This is a genomic window from Pseudomonas carassii, from assembly GCF_036324045.1.
Classification (GTDB): domain Bacteria; phylum Pseudomonadota; class Gammaproteobacteria; order Pseudomonadales; family Pseudomonadaceae; genus Aquipseudomonas; species Aquipseudomonas peradeniyensis.
Genome location: NZ_JAZDCT010000019.1, coordinates 15493 through 36704, shown reverse-complemented (window position 1 = coordinate 36704; position 21212 = coordinate 15493). Strand labels below are relative to the sequence as shown.

At 65.1% G+C, this 21212-nt stretch carries 15 protein-coding genes and 1 pseudogene; 12 read left to right on the top strand and 4 right to left on the bottom strand.

The genetic code is table 11. From position 1 onward, the window contains the following. Positions 1-126: 126 nt before the first annotated feature. Positions 127-669, bottom strand: coding sequence for an RrF2 family transcriptional regulator (locus V0R62_RS15390; RefSeq protein WP_330104357.1), 543 nt, complete (start codon positions 667-669; stop codon positions 127-129). 271 nt (positions 670-940) lie between these two features. Here V0R62_RS15390 and V0R62_RS15385 point away from each other — a divergent pair, with 271 nt between their 5' ends. The 4 genes from V0R62_RS15385 (at position 941) to V0R62_RS15370 (ending at position 8124) form a co-directional block, all read left to right on the top strand. After that, on the top strand, positions 941-2143 hold the full coding sequence (locus V0R62_RS15385; protein ID WP_330104356.1) for an NAD(P)/FAD-dependent oxidoreductase: 1203 nt from the start codon (positions 941-943) through the stop codon (positions 2141-2143). Between the two features lie 217 nt (positions 2144-2360). Next, a complete protein-coding gene (locus V0R62_RS15380; RefSeq protein ID WP_330104355.1) occupies positions 2361-3986 on the top strand; it encodes a methyl-accepting chemotaxis protein in 1626 nt (541 codons plus the stop codon). 178 nt (positions 3987-4164) lie between these two features. After that, entirely contained in the window at positions 4165-5787 is a 1623-nt protein-coding gene (locus V0R62_RS15375; protein WP_330104354.1) for a methyl-accepting chemotaxis protein, read from the top strand. A gap of 156 nt (positions 5788-5943) precedes the next feature. Beyond that, positions 5944-8124: a response regulator gene (locus tag V0R62_RS15370; RefSeq protein WP_330104353.1), complete on the top strand. Its 2181-nt coding sequence runs from the start codon at positions 5944-5946 to the stop codon at positions 8122-8124. Here V0R62_RS15370 and V0R62_RS15365 read toward each other — a convergent pair. Both V0R62_RS15365 and V0R62_RS15360 read right to left on the bottom strand, forming a co-directional pair. Beyond that, complete coding sequence (locus tag V0R62_RS15365; protein ID WP_330104352.1) at positions 8114-10288, bottom strand: ATP-binding protein; 2175 nt, start codon at positions 10286-10288, stop codon at positions 8114-8116. The two genes, V0R62_RS15370 and V0R62_RS15365, sit on opposite strands and share 11 nt — an antisense overlap. Positions 10289-10375: 87 nt before the next feature. Beyond that, on the bottom strand, positions 10376-11008 hold the full coding sequence (locus V0R62_RS15360; RefSeq protein WP_280080010.1) for a LysE family translocator: 633 nt from the start codon (positions 11006-11008) through the stop codon (positions 10376-10378). A 415-nt stretch (positions 11009-11423) separates the two neighbouring features. Between V0R62_RS15360 and V0R62_RS15355 the strand changes: the two genes are divergently transcribed. The 4 genes from V0R62_RS15355 (at position 11424) to V0R62_RS15340 (ending at position 15225) form a co-directional block, all read left to right on the top strand. Beyond that, complete coding sequence (locus V0R62_RS15355) at positions 11424-11657, top strand: hypothetical protein (RefSeq protein WP_028689390.1); 234 nt, start codon at positions 11424-11426, stop codon at positions 11655-11657. A 236-nt stretch (positions 11658-11893) separates the two neighbouring features. Further along, on the top strand, positions 11894-12259 hold the full coding sequence (locus tag V0R62_RS15350; RefSeq protein ID WP_330104351.1) for a hypothetical protein: 366 nt from the start codon (positions 11894-11896) through the stop codon (positions 12257-12259). Positions 12260-13002: 743 nt separating this feature from the next. After that, complete coding sequence (locus V0R62_RS15345; protein WP_330104350.1) at positions 13003-13776, top strand: hypothetical protein; 774 nt, start codon at positions 13003-13005, stop codon at positions 13774-13776. A gap of 447 nt (positions 13777-14223) precedes the next feature. Next, the gene (locus V0R62_RS15340) at positions 14224-15225 is read left to right on the top strand and encodes a FecR family protein (protein ID WP_330104349.1); all 1002 of its coding nucleotides are present in this window, start codon (positions 14224-14226) and stop codon (positions 15223-15225) included. Between the two features lie 166 nt (positions 15226-15391). On the opposite strand, the gene V0R62_RS15335 is transcribed toward V0R62_RS15340, so the two are convergent. Beyond that, positions 15392-16711, bottom strand: coding sequence for a Na+/H+ antiporter family protein (locus V0R62_RS15335; protein WP_330104348.1), 1320 nt, complete (start codon positions 16709-16711; stop codon positions 15392-15394). A 262-nt stretch (positions 16712-16973) separates the two neighbouring features. On the opposite strand from V0R62_RS15335, the pseudogene V0R62_RS26860 reads away from it, so the two are divergent. The 4 genes and pseudogenes from V0R62_RS26860 to V0R62_RS15320 all read left to right on the top strand — a co-directional run. Next, positions 16974-18263 (top strand): annotated as a pseudogene (locus V0R62_RS26860) (HAMP domain-containing protein); the annotation flags it as partial. A 102-nt stretch (positions 18264-18365) separates the two neighbouring features. Beyond that, positions 18366-19121: a methyl-accepting chemotaxis protein gene (locus tag V0R62_RS26855; RefSeq protein WP_371041468.1), complete on the top strand. Its 756-nt coding sequence runs from the start codon at positions 18366-18368 to the stop codon at positions 19119-19121. Positions 19122-19298: 177 nt separating this feature from the next. Beyond that, positions 19299-20315, top strand: a complete 1017-nt coding sequence (locus V0R62_RS15325; RefSeq protein ID WP_330104347.1) for an ABC transporter substrate-binding protein — start codon at positions 19299-19301, stop codon at positions 20313-20315. After that, positions 20312-21160, top strand: a complete 849-nt coding sequence (locus tag V0R62_RS15320; RefSeq protein ID WP_330104346.1) for an ABC transporter permease — start codon at positions 20312-20314, stop codon at positions 21158-21160. Before V0R62_RS15325 ends, V0R62_RS15320 begins: the two co-directional genes overlap by 4 nt. The last annotated feature ends 52 nt before the right edge of the window (positions 21161-21212 follow it).

The following is a 21212-nucleotide window of genomic DNA, read 5'->3' as shown; positions in this document are numbered from 1 at the left end:
GACCTCTCGCGGGAGCTTTTCTGTCAGCTTACCTCGACTCAAGGCCGGTGGGCCGATCGCCCAGGCAAGGATTTACCTGGGGCCTGAGCACAATTTTCCGTTGCACAGCCAGCCAGGACCGGCTCGTCAGACGGCCTGCAGCGGAATATCCCCACCCACGCCCTTGCCGTCGCGCCGCTCGCTCATCCAGTCATTGACCTTCTGTCCGAACTCGGCCGGCGCCTTGCGCCCGAAGCGCCGTGCCAGGTCGAGAATGGTCTGCTGGGCCAGCGCCTCCTCCATGCGCTTCTGCGCCCCCAGCATCACCGCATGGATCGCGCAGGTGCCTTCGGTGGCCCAGGCCGGCGCCGCGCCCTCGAACACCGCGCAACGCTCGCGGATCTCCCGGCAATCGAAGAGCTTCTTCGGCCCGTCGATGGCCGTGACGATATCCAGCACGGTGATCTCGTCGGAAGGCCGCGCCAGGCGGAACCCACCGCGCACGCCTTCGGTCGCCGCCACCAGCCCGGCGCGGGCCAGCTTGGTGAAGACCTTGGCCAGGTATTCCTGGGGCACGCCCTGCAACTCGGCCAGGTCGCGCACGCTGGACTCGCGACTGTCGCCGCGCTCGTCCACCAGGAACAGCAGGCAGTGGATGCCGTATTCGACACCGGCGCTGTAAAGGGACATATCAATCTCCGACTAGATCTGTCGCAAATAGTACGCCCTTAATCGGTGGCGGGCAAAGCCAGTCGTCACCGTCCGTCGCCGCACAAACACATCAGCATCCCCGCATAAGCCAATAAACACAATGGTTGCAGCCGATGCACCAGCGCTTGCGAAAGCACGCTCCGAAAAAAAACGCTTGCCGATCTAAACTACGACCAATACAGTCGTAGTTATTCGACAGGCAGTGAACGCCTCATCGAAGACCTTTTCCCTATCCTTGCGGAGCACCCACATGACCTCTCGTATCCTGATCATCGGTGCCGGCTTTGCCGGTGTCTGGAGCGCCCTGAGCGCCGCCCGCCTGCTCGACCAGGCCCAGCGCGGCGACGTGCGCATCAGCGTGCTGGCCCCGCAGCCGCAACTGCGCATCCGTCCACGCTTCTACGAGGCCGACGTCCACACGCTGCAGGCACCGCTGGAGGCCCTGTTCGACGTGGTGGGCGTGGAGTTCATCCCTGGCACCGCCGACAGCATCGACAGCGCTGCCCGCCAGGTCGGCTACCGCGATGCCGATGGCCAACCGCGGCAGCTCGCCTACGACCGCCTGATCCTCGCCGCCGGCAGCCAGGTAGCGCGCCCCGCCGTGCCGGGCCTGGCCGAGCACAGCTTCGATGTCGACCAGATGGAGTCGGCCGTGCGCCTTGAACAGCACCTGCACGGCCTGGCCAGCCTGCCCGCCTCGCCGGCGCGCAACACCGTGGTGGTCTGCGGCGGCGGCTTCACCGGCATCGAGACCGCCACCGAAATGCCGCCGCGCCTGCGCGCCATCCTCGGTGAAGGCCATGCCCGCGTGGTGCTGATCGACCGTGGCGCCAGTGTCGGTACCGCCCTCGGCGCCGGGATCACCCCGGCCATCGTCGCCGCCAGCGAGCTGGCGGGCGTCGAATGGCTGACCGGCACCTCGGTGGTGGCGGTGGATGCCGGTGGCGTGACCCTGGACAACGGCGAGTACATCGCCAGCAAGACCGTGATCTGGACTGCCGGCGTCAAGGCCAGCCCGCTGACCGCGCAGGTCGCCGGCGAGCGTGACGGTTTCGGTCGCCTGCGGGTCGACGACCACCTCAAGGTGATCGGCCAGGCGCACATCTACGCCACCGGCGACGTGGCCTGGGCTGCGGTGGACGAGCTGGGCAACCATGCCCTGATGACATGCCAGCACGCCATCCCCATGGGCCGTCACAGCGGCAACAACGCCATGGCCGACCTGCTGGGGCAGGCGCCGATAGCGTACCGCCAGCCCAAGTACGTCACCTGCCTGGACCTGGGCGACTGGGGGGCGGCATACAGCGAAGGCTGGACCCGCGAACTGAAGCTGCAGGGCCAGGAAGGCAAGGACCTCAAGCGCCAGATCAACTCGGTGTGGATCTACCCGCCGGCCGCCGACCGCGCCCAGGCACTGGCAGCGGCCGACCCGCTGATTCCGATCGTCGAGTGAACGAAAACAACAGGCCCGTCCCGGAAGTGACGGGCCTGTTTGCATGCGTCATTAGATTGAACGACTGGTCAATAATAGTGGCGTTATGTCATCATTCAGAAAAAACAACATGAACCGTGAGGATATAACCCCTTTCGCAGTGCATCGAGAGCCTTTCCAGCCGAGCCCGGTCAGTCCGCGCTCTTGACGCCTGCCAGCCACCGTCAAGGAGCGTCGCATGCAGTTACGGAACATGAAGATCGGTATTCGGGCAGCGGGCATGTTCACCCTGCTCGGGATCCTGGTCCTGGCCCTGGGTCTGGTCGCCCTCTACGAGACCCGCCGAATGGACAGCGCCAGCGACGAGATCCGCGTCACCTGGATGCCCGCCGTGCTCGCCCTGGGTGAAGTCAGCAGCAACCTGGGCCGGGCCCGCGCCCTGACCCTGCGCAGTGTCCTGGAGGACAGCAGCAGCGCCCGCCACGCCACCCTGGACAAGATCGTCCAGGTCAACCAGCAGCTCGAAGGCGACCTCAAGGCCTACGAGCGCACCATCATCGCCGCGGACGACCGCGCGCTATTCGACACCTTCATGGGCCTGAGCGAACGCTATCACGGCCTGCAACAAGCCATTCGCGCCGCTGCCGGCAACGATCGGCTGGACGAGGCCCGCCGCCTGGTCAACGGCCCGCTGGCCGAGTACGCCGACAGCATGATGAAAGCCCTGGCCGCGCTGATCGACTACAACACCAAGGGCGCCGAGCAGGCATCGCTGCGCAGCAGCGCGGCGTCCGACGAAGCCTTCAGGCTGATCATCGCCGCCATCGCCGTGATCACCCTGGCGTTGATCGGCATCGCCACCCTCCTCACCCGCAGTATCGTCGTGCCCCTGGCCGACGCCGTTGCCGTGGCCGAGCGGGTCGCCACCGGCGACCTGACCCGCGAGATCGTCGTGCTCGGCCGCGACGAACCGGCCTTGCTACTGGCCGCCCTGAGCCGCATGCAGCACAGCCTGCGCGACACCCTGCGCAGGATTGCCGCGTCTTCCGACCAGCTGGCCTCGGCCTCCGAGGAGCTGCACACCGTCACCGAGGACACCAGCCGCGGCCTGCACCAGCAGAGCGCCGAGATCGACCAGGCCGCCACGGCGGTCAACCAGATGACCGCCGCCGTCGAAGAAGTGGCCAACAATGCCGTGAGCACCGCCGATGCCTCCCAGGGCGCCGACCGCACTACCCGCGACGGTCGCGACCAGGTCAACCAGGCGCTGGCCTCTATCCAGCACCTAGTCGATGACGTGACCGGCACCTCCGGGGAGATCGAGCAGTTGGCCAGCCACGCCAACGAGATCAGCCAGGTCTTGGACGTGATCGGCTCGATCGCCGGGCAGACCAACCTCCTGGCCCTCAACGCCGCCATCGAGGCCGCCCGCGCCGGTGAGGCCGGCCGCGGCTTCGCCGTGGTCGCCGACGAGGTGCGCGCCCTGGCCCACCGTACCCAGCAGTCCACCGCCGAAATCGAGCAGATGATCGGCGGCATCCAGACCGGCACCGAGCGCGCGGTCAGCGCCATGCACAACAGCCAGGGCCGCGCTAGCGGCACCCTGGCCGTGGCGCAGTCGGCCGGCCAGGCCCTGGAACTGATCGCCGAGGCGATCGCCACCATCAACCAGCGCAACCTGGTGATCGCCACCGCCTCCGAGCAGCAGGCCCAGGTGGCCCGGGAGGTGGACCGCAACCTGGTGAACATCCGTAACCTGGCGATGCAGACCTCGGCCGGCGCCAACCAGACCAGCGCGGCGGCCCAGGACCTGTCGCGCCTGGCGGTGGAACTGAACGGGATGGTGGCGCAGTTCAAGGTCTGAGCCGTCCGGAACGACATCGTGGGGGCCAGTCCGTGCCCCCACGAGTTTCGCATCACGCTTCACGTAAATGACGAATAGGAAAAAACCGCAGCACCTTGTGATACCTGGCGACTACTCCCACCTCCATCGTCCCACCATGCTCCTGATGTAGGCATTTCTCTTACATCAAGGAACATCCATGCTGCTTAGAAACCTGAAGATCGGCAAACGGGCTGGCTGCCTGTTCACCCTGCTGGCTGTGCTCGTCCTGTCCATGGGCGGCGTCGCGCTGTACGAAACGCAACAGATGGAAAACGCCACCGGCGAGATCCGCGTCAACTGGCTACCGGCCGTGATCGCGCTCAACGAGGTCGGCGCCAGCCTCGCCCAGGAGCGCGCGGCCACCCTGCGCACCGCCCTGGAGGACAGTAATAACGAGGGCGCCAGCAGCGACTTGCTCAACCGCATCGACGCAGCGCTGCAGCAAAGCCTGAGGGCTTACGAGTCGACCATCGACGGGGCTGAGGACCGCAGCCTGTTCAACGCCTTCATCGCGGCGCGCAAGCAGTACACCGACCTGCAGCAGCAGGTGCTCGGCAATATCAACGAGGGTCGCATGACAGAGGCCAGGCGACAGATCAGCGGCCCGCTGATCCAGCGCGCCGACCAGATGATGGAGGCGATGGCGACAATGGTCGCCTTCAACTACAAGGGGGCGCAAGCCGCCTCGCAGCGCAGCAGCGAAGTCGGTAGCGAGGCCTTTCGCGTGATCATCGTTTCGCTGGTGCTGATCGTCCTGGTACTGGTCGTCATTGCGTTCCTGTTCACCCGCAGCATCGTTACCCCACTGGCCGAGGCCGTCACGGTGGCCGAGCGCGTCGCCACCGGCGACCTGACCCGTGAGATCGCGGTAGTCGGCCAGGACGAGCCGGCATTGCTGCTGCATGCCCTGCGCCGCATGCAGCAGAGCTTGCGCGACACCATCGGCAGGATCGCCGCGTCCTCCGACCGCCTGACCTCCGCCTCCGAGGAGCTGCACAGCGTCACCGAAGACACCAGCCGTGGCCTGCAGCAGCAAAGCAGCGAGATCGATCAGGCCGCCACCGCGGTTAATCAGATGACCAGCGCCGTCGAGGAAGTGGCAAGCAACGCCGTAAGTACCGCCGAGGCCTCCCAAGGCGCGGACCAGACCACCCGCGAAGGCCGCGACCAGGTCAACCAGGCGCTGGCCTCGATCCAGCATCTGGTCGAGGACGTCACCGGCACCGCGGAAGAAATCGAGCGCCTGGCCAACAGCGCCAACGACATCACCCGGGTGCTGGATGTGATCGGCTCAATCGCTGGGCAGACCAACCTGCTGGCCCTCAACGCCGCCATCGAGGCTGCACGCGCCGGTGAGGCTGGTCGTGGCTTCGCCGTGGTCGCCGACGAGGTGCGCGCCCTGGCTCACCGTACCCAGCAGTCCACCGCGGAGATCGAGCAGATGATCGGGGGAATCCAGAGCGGCACCGAACGCGCGGTCAGCGCCATGCACAGCAGCCAGGGCCGCGCCACGGGTACCCTGGAGGTGGCGCAAGCAGCCGGCCAGGCCCTGGAACTGATTGCCCGGACCATCGCCTCGATCAACCAGCGCAACCTGGTGATCGCCAGTGCCACCGAGCAACAGGCCCAGGTGGCGCGCGAGGTGGACCGTAACCTGGAGAACATACGTGACCTGGCGCAGCAGACCACGACCGGGGCCAACCAGACCAGCGCCTCCGCCCAGGACCTGTCCCAGCTGGCACTGGAGCTGAATGGGCTGGTCGCGCAGTTCAAGGTCTGAAACATCGCGGGTCAAGTCGCATCGGCGCACCGCCGCTCCCACAATGGAACGCCGACATCCGTGGAAGCGGGCCAACACGGCCCGCACAAAACCCCTCGCCAAGCGCCGCGTCTCGGTGCACCCTGATGCTCTTACGCACAAGGACCCGCACAGCTCATGGCGAAATGGCTCGACGGCGGCGGCCTCATGGCCGACCGCATCCGCAACCACGACTGGTCGTCGACCGCGCTGGGCCCCCTAACCACCTGGCCCGACGTGCTCAAGACCACGGTCGCCCTCTGCCTGGCCTCGCGCTTCCCCCAGGCCGTGCTGTGGGGCGACGCGCTGATCACCCTGCACAACGACGCTTTCAGCGAGATCCTCGGCAACAAACCTTCAGCCCTGGGCCGGCCCTTCAGCGCGGTCTGGCAGGAAGCCTGGAGCGATATCCGCCACCTGGCCCAGCGCGCGCTCGATGGCGAAGCGGTGTACATCGAGGACTTCCCGCTGATGATCGAGCGTCACGGCAGCCCCGAGCGCGCCTACTTCACCTTCTGCTACAGCCCCATCCGCGACCACGACGGCCAGGTGGTCGGCATGATCGACACGGTCACCGAGACCACCGCCAGCGTGGTCGCCAACCAGCGCCTGAACTTTCTCGACAGCCTGAGCCGGGCAACGGCCAACGCCACCGATCCGGAACGGATCATGGCCACCACTACGCGCCTGCTGGGCGAGCACCTGCGCCTGTCGAGCTGCGCTTATGCGGTCATGGACCCCGACGAGGACGGTTTCACCATCTGCGGCGACTGGGTCGCGCCAGGCTCGCCGCGCCTGCTCGGCCAATACCGCCTGGGTGACTTCGGCGAGCTGGCCGTCAGTCGCCTGCGCGCCGGCCTGGCGCTGGTGATCGACGACAACCTCACGCAGTTGCCGGCCCATGCGTCAGCGACCTTCCAGGCCATCGGCATCACCGCGACCATCTGCATGCCGTTGATCAAGGAAGGCCGCTTGACCGCGCTAATGGCCATCCACGACAAGCTGCCCAGGACCTGGACCCGCTACGAGCAGACCCTGCTCAATGAAGTGACGGAGCGCTGCTGGGCCCATATCCAGCGGGTCCAGGCCAGTGCCGAGGTGCGCGAGGCGCTGACCGCCCTCGAAGCACTCAACGCCACCCTCGAGCAACGCGTGGAAGAGCGTACCGACCAGTTGCTGCACACCGAGGCCGTGCTGCGCCAGACCCAGAAACTCGAGGCCATCGGCCAGCTGACCGGCGGCGTGGCCCACGACTTCAACAACCTGCTGACCATCATTCGCTCATCGATCCACTTCCTGCAGCGCCCGGACCTCGACGAAACCCGCCGCAGCCGCTACTTCAGGACCGTGTCCGACACCGTCGATCGCGGCGCCAAGCTCACCGGACAGCTGCTCGCCTTCGCCCGCCGCCAGGCCCTCAGCCCGCAGGTGTTCGAAGCCGGCCCACGGCTCCAGGCCATGGCCGAGATGCTCGACACCGCCACCGGCGCGCGCATCCAGGTCAGCCTGGAATTGCCCGACACCCCCTGCCATGTGCACGCCGACCTCGGCCAACTGGAAACCGCGGTGATCAACCTGATGATAAATGCCCGCGACGCCATGGCCGGCGCCGGCACCTTGCGCCTGCGCCTCGAAGGTGACCAGTGCTTGCCAGCGCTTCGAGGCCAGCCGGCGCAGGACGGCCCCTTCGCGGCAATCTCGGTGATCGACTGCGGTGCCGGTATCGCCCCGCACCTGCTGGAACGCATCTTCGACCCGTTCTTCACCACCAAGGCCTCCGGTCAGGGCACCGGGCTGGGCCTGTCGCAGGTGTTCGGCTTCGTCAAGCAGTCCGGTGGCGATGTACAGGTGCTCAGCGTCGAGGGCCAGGGCACCACCTTCACCCTGTACCTGCCCCAGGTGGCCCAGCCCGCCGCCGAGGTGCCCGGCGTGGTCGCGCAGCCCACACCACAGGGCGAGCGCAAGCGCATTCTGGTGGTGGAGGACAACCCGGATGTCGGCAGCTTCACCGCGCAGATCCTGCGCGACCATGGCTACCAGATCAGCTGGGCGACCTCGGCCGAGGACGCCCTGGCCCAGCTCGCGGCGGCCAGGGGCGGATTCGACGCGGTGTTCTCCGACGTGGTGATGCCGGGCATGGGCGGCCTGGCCCTGGCCAGGGAGTTGCGTCGCAGCCAGCCGCAACTGCCGGTGATCCTCACCTCCGGCTACAGCGAGGCGATCGCCGAGGGTGGCCACCAGGGCTTTGCCTTCCTGGCCAAGCCCTACTCCGCCGAGCAGGTGTGCCAGATGCTCGCTGGGGTATTGGCTAGGACTTGAGCAACCGCGCCAGGCTCTGCCCCAGCTCGTCCTGGCGAAACGGCTTGCGCAGCACTTCGAAGCCATGCAGCTCACGGGGCGTGAGGTTGGCGTAGCCGGTGATGATCAGTACCGGCAGCTGCGCCAGCCGCTCGCGTACCTGCTGGGCGAAGCGCACGCCGGTGGTCTCGGCCATGACATGGTCGGTCATCAGCACATCGGGCAGCAGGCCCTTGTCCAGCAACGCCAGTGCCTGGGCCGGCCCTTCGGCCTCGGTCACCTCGTAGCCCAGGGCGCGCAGTTGCAGAAGCGTGGCCTGGCGCACCAGCGGCTCGTCATCCACCAAGAGCACGCGGGTCATCCGCTGCGCCCTAGGTATCTCGACGCTTTTCACCGTTTCTTCAACCACCTCATGTTCGCTTGCCGGCAACCACAAGGTCGCCTCGGTGCCTTCGCCCACCCGCGAGCGAATACCGAAACCACCGCCGGACTGCAACGCCAGGCCCTGCACCATCGGCAGGCCCAGCCCGGTACCGCGGCCCACGCCCTTGGTCGAGTAAAACGGCTCGATGCAATGCGCCAGCACGTCTTCGTTCATGCCGCAGCCGTTGTCGGCAACCCGCAGCCACACTTGCGGCACTGCCTGCAAACCAGGCGGTCGGGGCGCGCCATCGCCGTCGAGACCTGCGCGAATGGTCAGTTTCCCGCCCTCGCCCATGGCATCGCGGGCATTGACCACCAGGTTGAGCAACGCCAGTTCCAACTGATGCGGATCCACCAGCACCCCAGGCAACGCCGCCTCGACACTGACCTCGATGGCAATGGTGGGCCCCAGCGAGCGGACGATCAGTTCGCGCATCTCGCCCACCAGCACCGCCAGCGACACCGTGGTGGGCTTGAGGGTCTGGCGCCGGGCGAAACTGAGCAGGCGGCCGACCAGGTTGCGCGCCCGCTCGGCCGCTTGCAGGCCGCCATCGATCAGGCGTTCGGCGCGCTCCGGCTGGGGATGGAGGCGCAGCAGCTCCAGGGAGGCGATGATCGGCGTCAGCATGTTGTTGAGGTCATGGGCGATGCCGCCGGTAAGCTGGCCGATCATCTCCATCTTGCGCGCTTCGTGCAGTTGCACCAGCGAAGCCTCGCGCTGGGCAAGCATGTTGGCTACCCGCTCTTCCAGGTTTTCGTTGAGTACATGCAAGGCACGCTCGGCGCGAGCATGGGTGACCGCCGCCCAGACTTGTCGGGCGGCTTCCTCGACCAGCAGGCATTCGCTTTCGGCCCAGGCATGGGGGGTATGGAAATGCACCGCGAGCATCGCCTCCAGGTGCTCGGCGCGCAGCACCGGAACGTGCAGCGTCGCGCACAGGCCCTTGAAGCGGGCCGGCGCACCCTTGCTTGCCTCATAGTTGCGCTGCACCGCCTGGCCGGCCAGCAACGCCTCGCGCAATGCCGGGTCCAGGGCCGAGTACTGGTTGAAGCCGACCATCGACGGCACCTCGGCGGCCCATTCCTGGCCGACCCGATAGCGCCGGCCATCACCCAGGTCCTCGCCGAAGCAGACCCGCGCCGCACCCAGCTCCTCACCCAGGCGGCGCACCGCGTGAGCCTCGATGCGCTCTGCCTCGCCCAGGCCGGGCAAGGCCTGGCGCAGCTCCTGGAGAAACGCCTGGCGTTGCTGGAAACGCACCCGCTCGGTGGTGTCGGTGACGATGCACAGCACGCCTCCCACCCCACCGTCGGCCTCGCGCACGGCGGAATAGGAGACATCGAAATAGGCGGTTTCGCCCGGACCATGCCGTTCGATATAGAACGGTCGGTCCCGGGCCGAGAAGGTCACCCCGGTTTCACGCACCCCGCGCAGCAGCGGCTCGAGGTCGTTCCACAACTCGCTCCAGTGCTCCTGTCCGGGCCGGCCCAGGGCCGCGGGGTGCTTGCTGCCGATGGTCGGCCAGTAGGCATCGTTGTACAACGCGATGTACTGCGGCCCCCAGAACAGCACAATCTGCGCCTGCGCCGGCAGCAGCATGGCCACCACCGACTGCAGCACCGGCGACCAGCCGTCCGGCGCCCCGAGCGGGGATTGTCGCCAGTCCATCGCCTGCAGCAAACAGCTGACTTCGCCACCGCCGCCCAGGAAGCTCGGCAGTGCTTTCAGGTTGACCGTCTTGCTCTCCTGGCGCGCTTTCATGTCTCGGCTTTCCCGGGCACGTTTTCATTCCTCTGAGGGTAAGAAATCGCCCGGTGGCAAAACGTTCCATCGGATCGACGCCGACGATCAGCGGCGCCCTTCGGCCAGCATGCGCAGCGCCAGCGCCGCCAGCACCGTGCCCATCAGCCAGCGCTGGACCTGCTGCCACACCGGCCTGCCGGCCAGGAACACGGCGATGGAACCGGCCATCACCGCGATCAGCGCGTTGACCGTGACGCTGATGGCGATCTGCGTGCTGCCCAGCACCAGCGACTGTGCCAGCACGCTGCCGTGGCCGGGCTCGATGAACTGCGGCATCAGCGACAGGTACATGACCGCGATCTTCGGGTTCAGCAGGTTGGTCAGAAACCCCATCATGAACAGCCGCCGCGGGCTGTCGGCCGGCAGGTCGCGGACCTGGAACGGCGAGCGTCCGCCTGGGCGCAGCGCCTGCCAGGCCAGGTACAGCAGGTACAACGCGCCGCCGATACGCAGGGCGTCGTAGGCAAACGGTACGGCCATGACCAGCGCGGTGATGCCCAGTGCGGCGCAGAGCATGTAGAAGACGAAGCCCAGCGCCACGCCCGCCAGCGAGATCAACCCGGCGCCGCGCCCCTGGCAGATGGAGCGGGAGATCAGGTAGATCATGTTGGGGCCGGGGGTCAGCACCATGCCCAGGCTGATCAGGGCGAAGGCGAGCAGGTTGGAGGGTTCGGGCATCATGCACATCCTTGTGTGGGTTGAAGTGCACGAAGTGTATCCGTACATGAACGCACCTTGAAACGGTTATCCGAGCCCGGTAACCTTGGCGCGTTGCTGTAAGTCCAGCAGCCGGGTTTGGTAGCCCGCGATCAATCAAGGCGCACAAGCGCCCGCTCAGCGATTCAGTCGGCGCTTTTTTGTGTCCGCTGTTTCGTTCAATGGCGGCTGTGCGCAGGGCGCCCCCGTGCGCGCCGGTTTCCTTGATTCCCGGTCTACCAACCTGCGTCCAGCCGTCACCATTCGTTTGGTAGCGAACTGTGGCGGCTCCATTGAATCAAGGAGCGACACAATGACAAAAGGCTTACCTGATCCTCCGTCCCGCGCCACCACGGCGCACTCCAGCTTCGGCAACTGCGAATGCAGCCACCCTTCCCTGTTCGCCGTGCGTGAAGGCGTGGACTTCGAAGATGCGCTGGTGCACCTGTCCACCCTGCTCAAGGGCGCGTTCGCCACCAACCTCAAGGCCATGGAGCTGGCGACCGGCACCTGCCACGACCTGCTGCTGGGCAACGATCACGGGCTGGATGCGGCCAAGGCGGTGGTCGAGGCGTTGCTCGACGGGGTGGAGATGCAACAGGTGGAAAAGGCACGATTGCGTACGGTCTGAGGACAGGCCAAGCCCGCTCCCGTGCTGGGGCGGGCCGGTGCCGCAAGGGCGGCGCGGTTACCGAAACAGACACCATCAAGGGTAAGCCTGCACTCCCGATAGCGAACGTTTGCTCCCCATTCCCCAGATGCTTACGGCTTCTCAGGATTGTCTTTGCTCATACCTGATATTTTTGCCAGTTGTTGCCTCCCCTTGCCCGCACCTCTAATTAAGTCATCGGGCAAGGGAGCATTCGCATGGATTCGTTACTGAGAAACGGGGTGATCTCTGTTGCGTTACTCACCCTTCTTTTGGCCTGCTCCACCACCGAACAGGTTCCCGCGCCGATATCCACAGTGTCGCCAGCGCTGCTCGAACACAGTCGGGCAATGGACCGCCAAGCCTGGCTCGACCTGCGGCGCAAACTGAACCTCGCACCCTATCTGAATCGGCTCGATTACCTGGGAGCTGGGCAGCAAGTGCTGATCAAGGTCGATCCCTCGAAACGCACGCTGAGCCAAACCTGTGTCCAGGTAGAAGCCCCGGATCCACCGCCCCCAAGCAGCTTGCCGCACGGCGACCAGCGGCACAACCGACGGCAGTCAGTACCATCCGGGTCATGATGATGAGTACTGTCCAGGCCCGTGAGGGTTTCTCCCGGTGGCCGGCAGACTATCCAACCCTGTCCGATATCATGGAAGACCATCTGATTTTTGCCAATCGACAATTGTAAGACAGTGGCGTGTATATCCAGTATGAGTTCGCTGGATATATTGAAAGCATTGCCAGTGAAAAAACCTGACGCCCAACGCTGTCTTGAACTTGATTCGCATGAGTGGCAGCGATGTGTATGCACAGATGCAAGAAGCGCGTGAGCGCTTGCGTGCTGATCTGGTACTCACTGCCATCAGAGACCCATCAGTCTTCGGAGCAAGCTATCTCGGTGAGACGCGCAAGGAAACTGGGCTTTCTACCTGGAACGTGCTTGGCGACTATCTGGATATGGGGCACCGACTGGTGCCATATCATAGGGGCTCAACATTACTTGGAACCGGACAAGCCCGATTTATTCATCCCACCCTACCAGCACGGCTATCTGCTTCCCGTTGGTAACGCAATGACCATTATGGCGAACTATAACGACTGCAGAACCTGCACGAGATTGAACTATTAATCGAATCCTCGCAAGGAGTGGCAAGGTGGACCACTAGGCACGGTAGAGCGCTATAACGTCGCGCAGTGTTTTAACGAACGACGGACAGCCATTGAAGCTCTCTATCCTTGAAAGCGCCCATACAGTATGAGTTTTTACTGAACACCCATTTACGACGCAGCTGTAGAACACCCACTCAACTGGAGTACAGCCATGAACATTCGATCACAGCTTTGCGCCCTCACCTTGGCAAGTTGCTTGACAACACTTCATTCAATTGGTGCCATGGCTGGAAACCAGGCTAATTCGATGTCGAACGTCCCGCTTAATTACACGCTAGACACCGCTGTTTTTCAGGGCCCCGAGTGCGAGGGCACCCTCAGCAATTACGGAACAGTCAATGCCTGCCGGCTACCTAGCGGGACAGTACCGAAAAGGATCCAGTTCAGCAGCGCTTCAGATTACTCAAGCCTGTGCGCATTGGATAAAGATGGCTTCATAGAGTTTTGCCTTTTGGGTAGCCTGGGCATGGGCAGGCCTCTACTTGATAATGCATCAAGCGCTTCCGGTTGGGGCTTCGTAAAATTCATACAGTTTCCGTTTAGCATTGAAAAATTTGAATACGGCCCTGGGTTTTCCTGGATAGAACTGTATTCCGATCTTGACTTACAGGGGGACCGACTATGCGTCATGATTCTGACATTGGGCTCCACCCAACAAGCCTGTAACGGTATTGGACGACAAGCCAGATCAGCTAAAATATTTGGCTTCTATTTTAACTATGACGCCAAGTATGAAATTTGCTTAAGAACACCTCAGGACGAAGCCAACCGGTGCTTTTATCACAACACAGCGAATACCCTAGGAGAGTTTTCAGTCATGAATATCGACAGCAAAAATCCCCCGGAAGGGCGGGTAGGCGTCAGGGCTAAAGGAGATAAAATTTCCGGTTCATTATACTCAGTAGATTATTTGAAGACACGTTGATACGCATGGATGAGCACGCCGCTGAAAAAGTTTCGGCGGCGCACGCGCATTTCGCGATACCGTTTTTTCACTCTCCTCGGGCGGCCTTGGTTGAACACGAGCATCATGGGTGGTGCCCGATCTGGTCTCCAGGTCACAGCCCAAGCCGGCGCTATCGATGAAAAACCTATCGTGGGCAAGCTTGAATCGCGAGTTGTCTACTGGCGTACCGAATCAGAGCCCCGCCCATAGCCAATCACCATCGCCATCAACTCTGCCAAGCTATGCGCCTGGGAGCACTTCATCACCCGCCGTCGATAAAGCTGGGATATTGTGTTCAACCACCCGTCACAGATGAAACCCAACCTCAGATACGACGAAAAAATGCACAATTGATAGTCATTCGCCATTAACTCGTTCTCGGAAGCACCCGCCCGGGGGTAGAATGCCGCAAAACCGGGAGCCGCGATGAACCAGGACCGCCACATTCCAAGCGAAGAAGATGCCATCACCGATGCCGCCGCGCATTGGTGCATGCGCCTGCACGCCGACGATTGCACGGCGGGTGAGCGCGAGGCGTTCGGCCAATGGTTGGCGAACGACCCGCGGCACGCCGAGGAATACCAGGCGATGCTGGAAATCTGGGACACCGCCGACCTGCTGCCGCGCAGCGCGCAGGTGATCCCGCTGCCACCCCGGCAAGCGGCGCCGACGCGCCACTGGCGCCCGTTCGCCTCGGCCGCGGCCATCGCCCTGCTCGCCCTGCCCTTGGCCGGTTGGGTCGGCTGGGAGCAAGGTTGGCTGCCCAACGGCTACCAGCACTTCGAAGCCACCGACCACCTGCGTCAGGTGCGCCTGAGCGACGGCAGCAGCGTCGAGCTGAACCTGCATAGCGAATTGCGTTTTCTCAACTACAAGGACGAGCGCAAGGTCACCCTGGTCAAGGGCGAGGCGTTCTTCAAGGTCACCCACGACAGCAACCACCCGTTCATCGTCCACGCCGCCAACGGCCAGACCCGGGTCACCGGAACCCAGTTCAACGTGTGGAAGTACGAAGACCAGGTCAAGGTGACACTGGTGGAAGGCTCGGTGCTGGTCAGCGCCGGCGGCAACGCTGGCGGCTATCGCCTTGGCCCGGGCATGCAGGCCAGTTACCACAAGGGTGATTTCGAGCCCGAGCTGAACCAGAGCGACGACTACGCCAACAGCCTGGCCTGGCGCAGCGGCAAGCTGGTGCTGGACAACCTCAGCCTCGGCCAGGCGCTGCCAGTGATAAACCGCTACCTGGACAAGCCGCTCCTGCTGGCCGACGACAGCACCGCCAGTATCCGCATCAGCGGTGTCTACAGCACCCGCGAAGTCCCACGCCTGGTCGACACCCTGCCCAAGGTGCTGCCGGTGTACCTGACCCGCAGCAAGGACGGCAGCACCGTCCTCAACCGCATCGTCCCGGCGCCGACCCGGGGCTGACCAGCAGCAGCGCCCACTCCCACTGTAGGAGCGGCCTTGCGTCGCGAAAGGGTCGCGTAGCGACCCCAGGATTTCAGCGTTTACGCAAAAATCGCCGGGGCCGCTACGCAGCCCTTTCGCGACGCAAGGCCGCTCCTACAGAGACAGCGTGCGTCGTGACAACGGGTCAGAGCGTCATCGCCGCCAACCAGCCAAACGCCAACAGCGGCAGGTTGTAGTGAATGAACGTCGGCACCACGGTATCCCAGATATGGTGGTGCTGCCCGTCCACGTTCAGCCCCGAGGTCGGCCCCAGGGTCGAGTCCGACGCCGGCGAGCCGGCGTCGCCCAAGGCGCCGGCGGTACCGACGATGCACACGGTGGCCAGGGGGTCGAAGCCCAACTGCACGCATAGTGGCACGAAGATCGCCGCCAGGATCGGCACGGTGGAGAACGACGAGCCGATACCCATGGTCACCAGCAGCCCCACCAGCAGCATCAGCAGCGCGCCGATGCCCTTGCTGTGGTCGATCCACTGGGCCGAGGTTTCCACCAGGCTCTTCACCTCGCCGGTGGCCTTCATCACTTCGGCGAAGCCGGAGGCGGCGATCATGATGAAGCCGATCATCGCCATCATCTTCATGCCTTCGGTGAACAGGTCGTCGGTGTCCTTCCAGCGCACGATGCCCGACAGCGAGAAGATCAGGAAACCGACCATCGCGCCGATGATCATCGAGTCCAGCCACAGCTGGATGATGAACGCGGCGGCGATCGCCACCCCCGCCACCAACAGGGTCACCGGGTTGTACTGCACGCTGACCTGCTCGACCTGCTCGATGCGCGCCAGATCGTAGTCACGCTTCTTGCGGTAGCTGAAGCACACCGCCAGCAACAGGCCGGCGAGCATGCCCGCCGCCGGGATGGCCATGGCGTGGGTCACGTTGACGCCGCTGACGTCCACCCCGGCGCGGCTGACGTTGGCCAGCAGGATCTCGTTGAGGAAGATATTGCCGAAGCCCACTGGCAGGAACATGTACGGGGTGATCAGGCCGAAGGTGATCACGCAGGCAATCAGCCGGCGGTCGATGCGCAGGCGGGTCAGCACGTACAGCAGCGGCGGCACCAGCAAGGGAATGAAGGCGATGTGGATCGGCAGGATGTTCTGCGACGACACCGCCACCACCAGCATCAGGCCGACCAGCAACCACTTGACCTTGCCACCGTCGGCATGGCCCTGGCGATCGATCATCGCCAGCGCCCGGTCGGCCAGGGCATGGGCCAGCCCGGACTTGGCGATGGCCACCGCGAAGGCGCCGAGCAAGGCATAGGACAGGGCCACCGTGGCCCCGCCACCCAGGCCTCCGTTGAAGGCCTTGAGCGTACCCTCGATACCCAAGCCACCGACCAGGCCTCCGGCCAGGGCGCCGATGATCAGGGCGATGACCACATGCACGCGGGACAGGCTCAGGATCAGCATGAGCCCGACCGCGGCAATCACTGCATTCATGGTGTGCGAACCTCGTTACGACAGACAAAAAGCGGGCATTCCGGCGACAGACTGCGCGCGGGCAGTGGCCGGACCAGGGGATGTTGTTATGAAGGGCGCACACTCTGAAGCACAGGCCGGCAGAAGTCAAAAGCGTCTGCGCCGCAACATCGCGTAGGAAATAGACGAAAGTCGCAGGGTTTAATTGAACGTTTGAATAAAGAAAAATCCGAGCAGGCCGACACAGTCGGCAGCATCAAACCTATTACAAGGGATTTTCCCCATGCCTTTGCTGCGACAACTCTCCATCCAATGGAAGATCACCCTGCTGGCGGGCCTGTGCCTGGCGGCCATCGTCACCCTGCTCGTCGGCCTTTCGCTGTACCGCATGGACCACAGTTCGGACCTGGTGAAAGCCAGCAGCATGCGCATGCTCTCCGACTCGGCCCAGTCGCGCATCGAGTCCCAGGGCGAGGTCCAGGCCCTGAACATCCGCCGCCAGTTCATGGACGCCTACCAGTACGGCGCCGGCTTCGCCCGCCAGGTGCTGTTCCTGCGCGAGCAGGCGGAGAAACGCTTCCTCGACGCCTACGACCTGCGCCAGGACATGACCGCCCAGGTGCGTGCCGCGCTGCAGGCCAACCCCGACCTGCTCGGCCTGTCGCTGGTGTTCGAGCCGGGCGCGCTGGATGGCAAGGACAAGCTGTTCGCCGGCCAGAGCGAGCTGGGCAGCAACGAGACCGGGCGTTTCGCCCTGTACTGGTCGCAGCCGCGGGTCGGCCAGCTGACCTCGATGGCCCTGCCCGAGCACGACATGGCCAACACCGAGATCGGCCCCAGCGGCCAGCCGGCCAACACCTGGTGGGTGTGCCCGCGCAGCACCGGCACGGTGTGCGTGGTCGAGCCGTACTTCTATGACATCGACGGCCAGCGCGTGCTGATGACCAGCATCGTGTTCCCGCTCAAGGCCGGTGACAAGGTCATCGCCACCCTGTCCATCGACATCAACCTCAACAGCCTCCAGGCCCTGAGCCAGACCGCCAGCCGCAGCCTCTACGAAGGCCAGACCACCGTGGGCATCCTCAGCCCCGTGGGCCTGCTGGCCGGCTACAGCGCCGACGCCGGCAAGCTGGCCCAGCGCTTCGACCAGGTCGACCGGACCCAGGGCGCCGAGCTGGTACGCAAGCTCGCCGACGGCAAGCTGCAGATCCTCCATGACCAGCAGCGCCTGAAGGTGCTGGCCGCGTTCGAACCTATCCCCGGCGGCAAGCCCTGGGGCGTGCTGCTGGACGTGCCGGAAAGCGCCCTGACCGGCCCGGCTGAGGCCCTCAAGGTTGAACTCGACGCCCTCAATACCAGCGGCACCCTGCTCGAGCTGGGCCTGGGCCTGGCCGCCGCCATCGCCGGCCTGCTGCTGGTGTGGCTGATGGCCCGCGGCGTGACCAAACCGATCCTCGGCGTGGCCGCCATGCTCAAGGACATCGCCAGCGGCGAAGGCGACCTGACCCGCCGCCTGCAGTACGACAAACAGGACGAGCTGGGCGAGCTGGCCGGTTGGTTCAACCGCTTCCTCGACAAGCTGCAGCCGACCATCGCCGAGGTGAAACGCTCGGTGCAGGCCGCCCGCGGCACCGCCGACCAGTCGGCGGCGATTGCCGCCGAGACCAGCGCCGGCATGGAGCAGCAGTACCGTCAGGTCGACCAGGTGGCCACCGCCTCCCACGAGATGAGCGCCACCGCCCAGGACGTCGCCCGTAGCGCGGCCCAGGCCGCCCAGGCCGCGCGCGAAGCCGACCAGGCAACCCGCGAGGGCCTGGCGGTGATCGACCGCACCACCACCAGCATCGACACCCTGGCCGCCGACATGAGCGGCGCCATGGCCCAGGTCGAGGGGCTGGCGCGCAACAGCGAGAAGATCGGTTCGGTGCTCGAGGTAATTCGTTCGATCGCCGAGCAGACCAACCTGCTGGCGCTCAACGCCGCCATCGAGGCCGCCCGTGCCGGTGAAGCCGGCCGTGGCTTTGCCGTGGTCGCCGACGAAGTGCGCAACCTCGCCCGCCGCACCCAGGAGTCGGTGGAGGAAACCCGCCAGGTGATCGAGGCCCTGCAGGCCGGCACCCAGGAAGTGGTCGGCGCCATGGACAGCAGCCACCGCCAGGCCCAGGGCGGCGTGGAGCAGGTCGGCCAGGCCGTCACCGCGCTTCAACGCATCGGCCAGGCGGTGACCGTAATCACCGACATGAACCTGCAGATCGCCAGTGCCGCCGAGGAGCAGAGCGCGGTGGCCGAGGAGATCAACAGCAACGTCGCCACCATCCGTGACGTGACCGAGTCGCTGAGCGGCCAGGCCAATGAGTCGGCGCGAGTCAGCCAGTCGCTCAACAGCCTGGCCAACCAGCAGCAGGGGTTGATGGATCAGTTCCGCGTTTGAGCCCACCCCGTCGGGGCCGCTTTGCGGCCCTTTCGCGGCACAAGGCCGCTCCTACAGAGTCCACGTCAGACCCTGTAGGAGCGGCCTTGTGCCGCGAAAGGGCTGCGAAGCAGCCCCGGCAACCTCGTCGTCTACACTTCTGCCGGAACCCAAGGACCGGCAACCGACGAGGCCCCGATGAAGAAAGCCCCCACCCTGCTGGCCAGCCTGCTGCTGGCCATCGGCCTGGCCACCACCGATAGCGCGGCGTCCGCCGAACAACCCGCCCCCATCCATTTCGGCGCCATCGGCTGGGAAAGCGGCGCCCTGACCACCGAAATCCTGCGCCTGATCGTCGAACACGGTTACGGCTACCCCACCGACACCCTCCCCGGCAGCACCGTCAGCATGGAGGTGGCCCTGTCGCGCAACGACCTGCAGGTGATCGCCGAGGAATGGGCCGGACGCAGCCCCGCCTGGGTCAAGGCCGAACAGGCCGGCCAGGTGTTCGCCCTCGGCGACACGGTGAAGAACGCCGAGGAAGGCTGGTGGGTACCGGCCTACGTGATCAAGGGGGACCCTGCACGCAACCTCGCACCGCTGGCGCCGGACCTGCGCAGCGTCGACGACCTCAAGCGCTACCCCCAGGTATTCGACGACCCCGAGGCGCCCGGCAAGGGCCGCTTCCTCAACAGCCCCAGCGGCTGGACGTCCGAGACCGTCAACAGCCAGAAGCTCAAGGCCTATGGCCTGGACGGGTTGTACAACAACTTCCGCAGCGGCACCGGCGCCGCCCTCGACGCCGAGATCGCCGCCAAGATCAAGCTCGGCAAGCCTGTGCTGTTCTACTACTGGAGCCCCACGCCGCTGATGGGCCGCTACGACCTGGTACGCCTCGAAGAACCCCCGTTCGACTCGGCCGCCTGGGCCACCCTCACCGATGCCGCCAACCCCAACCCGAAAGGCACCCGCTCGTTGCCGGCCAAGCTCTCGATCGGCGTGTCGAAGGCATTCCGTGACGCCCACCCCGAGCTGGTCGCGGTGTTCGAAAAGGTCGACCTGCCCATCGCCACCCTGAACAAGGCCCTGGCACGCATGAGCGAGACCCGCCAGCCACCACGCGAGGCCGCCCTCGCCTTCCTGCGCGACAACCCCGCTGTGTGGAAAGCCTGGCTACCCGCCGAAAAAGCCGCCAAGGTCGAGGCCGGCCTGTGAGTGGTGGTTTCCCCGAAGCCCTGCAATTTTCCTTCGCCGCCTGGGTCAACCGCCTGGTCGACTGGCTGGTGCTGCACTATGGCGATCACCTGCGCAGCATCTCCGACCAGCTGCTGCAACTGCTGCTAGGCCTGGAAAACCTGCTCCGGCTGCTGCCCTGGTGGATGCTGTTGCTGCTGGTCGGGCTTTTGGCCTGGCACGCCAGCCGCAGCCTGGCACGAGCATTAGTGTTACCGCTGCTGCTGGCGCTGATCGGCATGCTCGGCCTGTGGGACAAACTGCTGCAGACCCTCGCCCTGGTCCTGGTGAGCACCGGCCTGTGCGTGCTGGTCGGCGTGCCGCTAGGCATCCTGCTGGCCACCCGGCCACTGGCCCGGCGCCTGGTGTTGCCGGTGCTCGACGTGATGCAGACGCTGCCGGCCTTCGTCTACCTGATCCCGGTATTGATGCTGTTCGGCCTGGGCAAGGTGCCAGCGGTGTTCGCCACCCTCATCTATGCCTTGCCGCCGCTGGTGCGCCTGACCGACCTGGGCCTGGCGCAGATCGACCCATCGCTGCTGCAGGCCGCCCACGGCCTGGGCGCCAGTCGCTGGCAGCGCCTGCGGCGCATCGCCCTGCCGCTGGCTCTGCCAAGCATCATGGCCGGGCTCAACCAGTCGGTGATGATGGCGCTGTCGATGGTGGTAGTGGCCTCAATGATCGGCGCCCGCGGGCTGGGCGAGGACGTACTGGCCGGGATCCAGACCCTGAACGTCGGCCAGGGCGTCGAGGCGGGGCTAGCGATCGTCGCCCTGGCGATGGTCATCGACCGCATCAGCCAGGCCTATGGTCGCCCCGGGCGCTGAGGCCCACATTCGCGTATCGTACCCGGGTCCTGCCAGCATCCGGAGCCTGCCT

What these genes read in the sequence shown, in the direction of transcription:
- V0R62_RS15380 (WP_330104355.1), top strand. Translation starts at nt 2,361, where the DNA reads ATGCAGTTACGGAACATGAAGATCGGTATTCGGGCAGCGGGCATGTTC.
- V0R62_RS15385 (WP_330104356.1), top strand. Translation starts at nt 941, where the DNA reads ATGACCTCTCGTATCCTGATCATCGGTGCCGGCTTTGCCGGTGTCTGG.
- V0R62_RS15340 (WP_330104349.1), top strand. Translation starts at nt 14,224, where the DNA reads ATGAACCAGGACCGCCACATTCCAAGCGAAGAAGATGCCATCACCGAT.
- V0R62_RS15370 (WP_330104353.1), top strand. Translation starts at nt 5,944, where the DNA reads ATGGCGAAATGGCTCGACGGCGGCGGCCTCATGGCCGACCGCATCCGC.
- V0R62_RS15345 (WP_330104350.1), top strand. Translation starts at nt 13,003, where the DNA reads ATGAACATTCGATCACAGCTTTGCGCCCTCACCTTGGCAAGTTGCTTG.
- V0R62_RS15390 (WP_330104357.1), bottom strand. Translation starts at nt 669, where the DNA reads ATGTCCCTTTACAGCGCCGGTGTCGAATACGGCATCCACTGCCTGCTG.
- V0R62_RS15375 (WP_330104354.1), top strand. Translation starts at nt 4,165, where the DNA reads ATGCTGCTTAGAAACCTGAAGATCGGCAAACGGGCTGGCTGCCTGTTC.
- V0R62_RS15350 (WP_330104351.1), top strand. Translation starts at nt 11,894, where the DNA reads ATGGATTCGTTACTGAGAAACGGGGTGATCTCTGTTGCGTTACTCACC.
- V0R62_RS26855 (WP_371041468.1), top strand. Translation starts at nt 18,366, where the DNA reads ATGGAGCAGCAGTACCGTCAGGTCGACCAGGTGGCCACCGCCTCCCAC.
- V0R62_RS15325 (WP_330104347.1), top strand. Translation starts at nt 19,299, where the DNA reads ATGAAGAAAGCCCCCACCCTGCTGGCCAGCCTGCTGCTGGCCATCGGC.
- V0R62_RS15335 (WP_330104348.1), bottom strand. Translation starts at nt 16,711, where the DNA reads ATGAATGCAGTGATTGCCGCGGTCGGGCTCATGCTGATCCTGAGCCTG.
- V0R62_RS15365 (WP_330104352.1), bottom strand. Translation starts at nt 10,288, where the DNA reads ATGAAAGCGCGCCAGGAGAGCAAGACGGTCAACCTGAAAGCACTGCCG.
- V0R62_RS15360 (WP_280080010.1), bottom strand. Translation starts at nt 11,008, where the DNA reads ATGCCCGAACCCTCCAACCTGCTCGCCTTCGCCCTGATCAGCCTGGGC.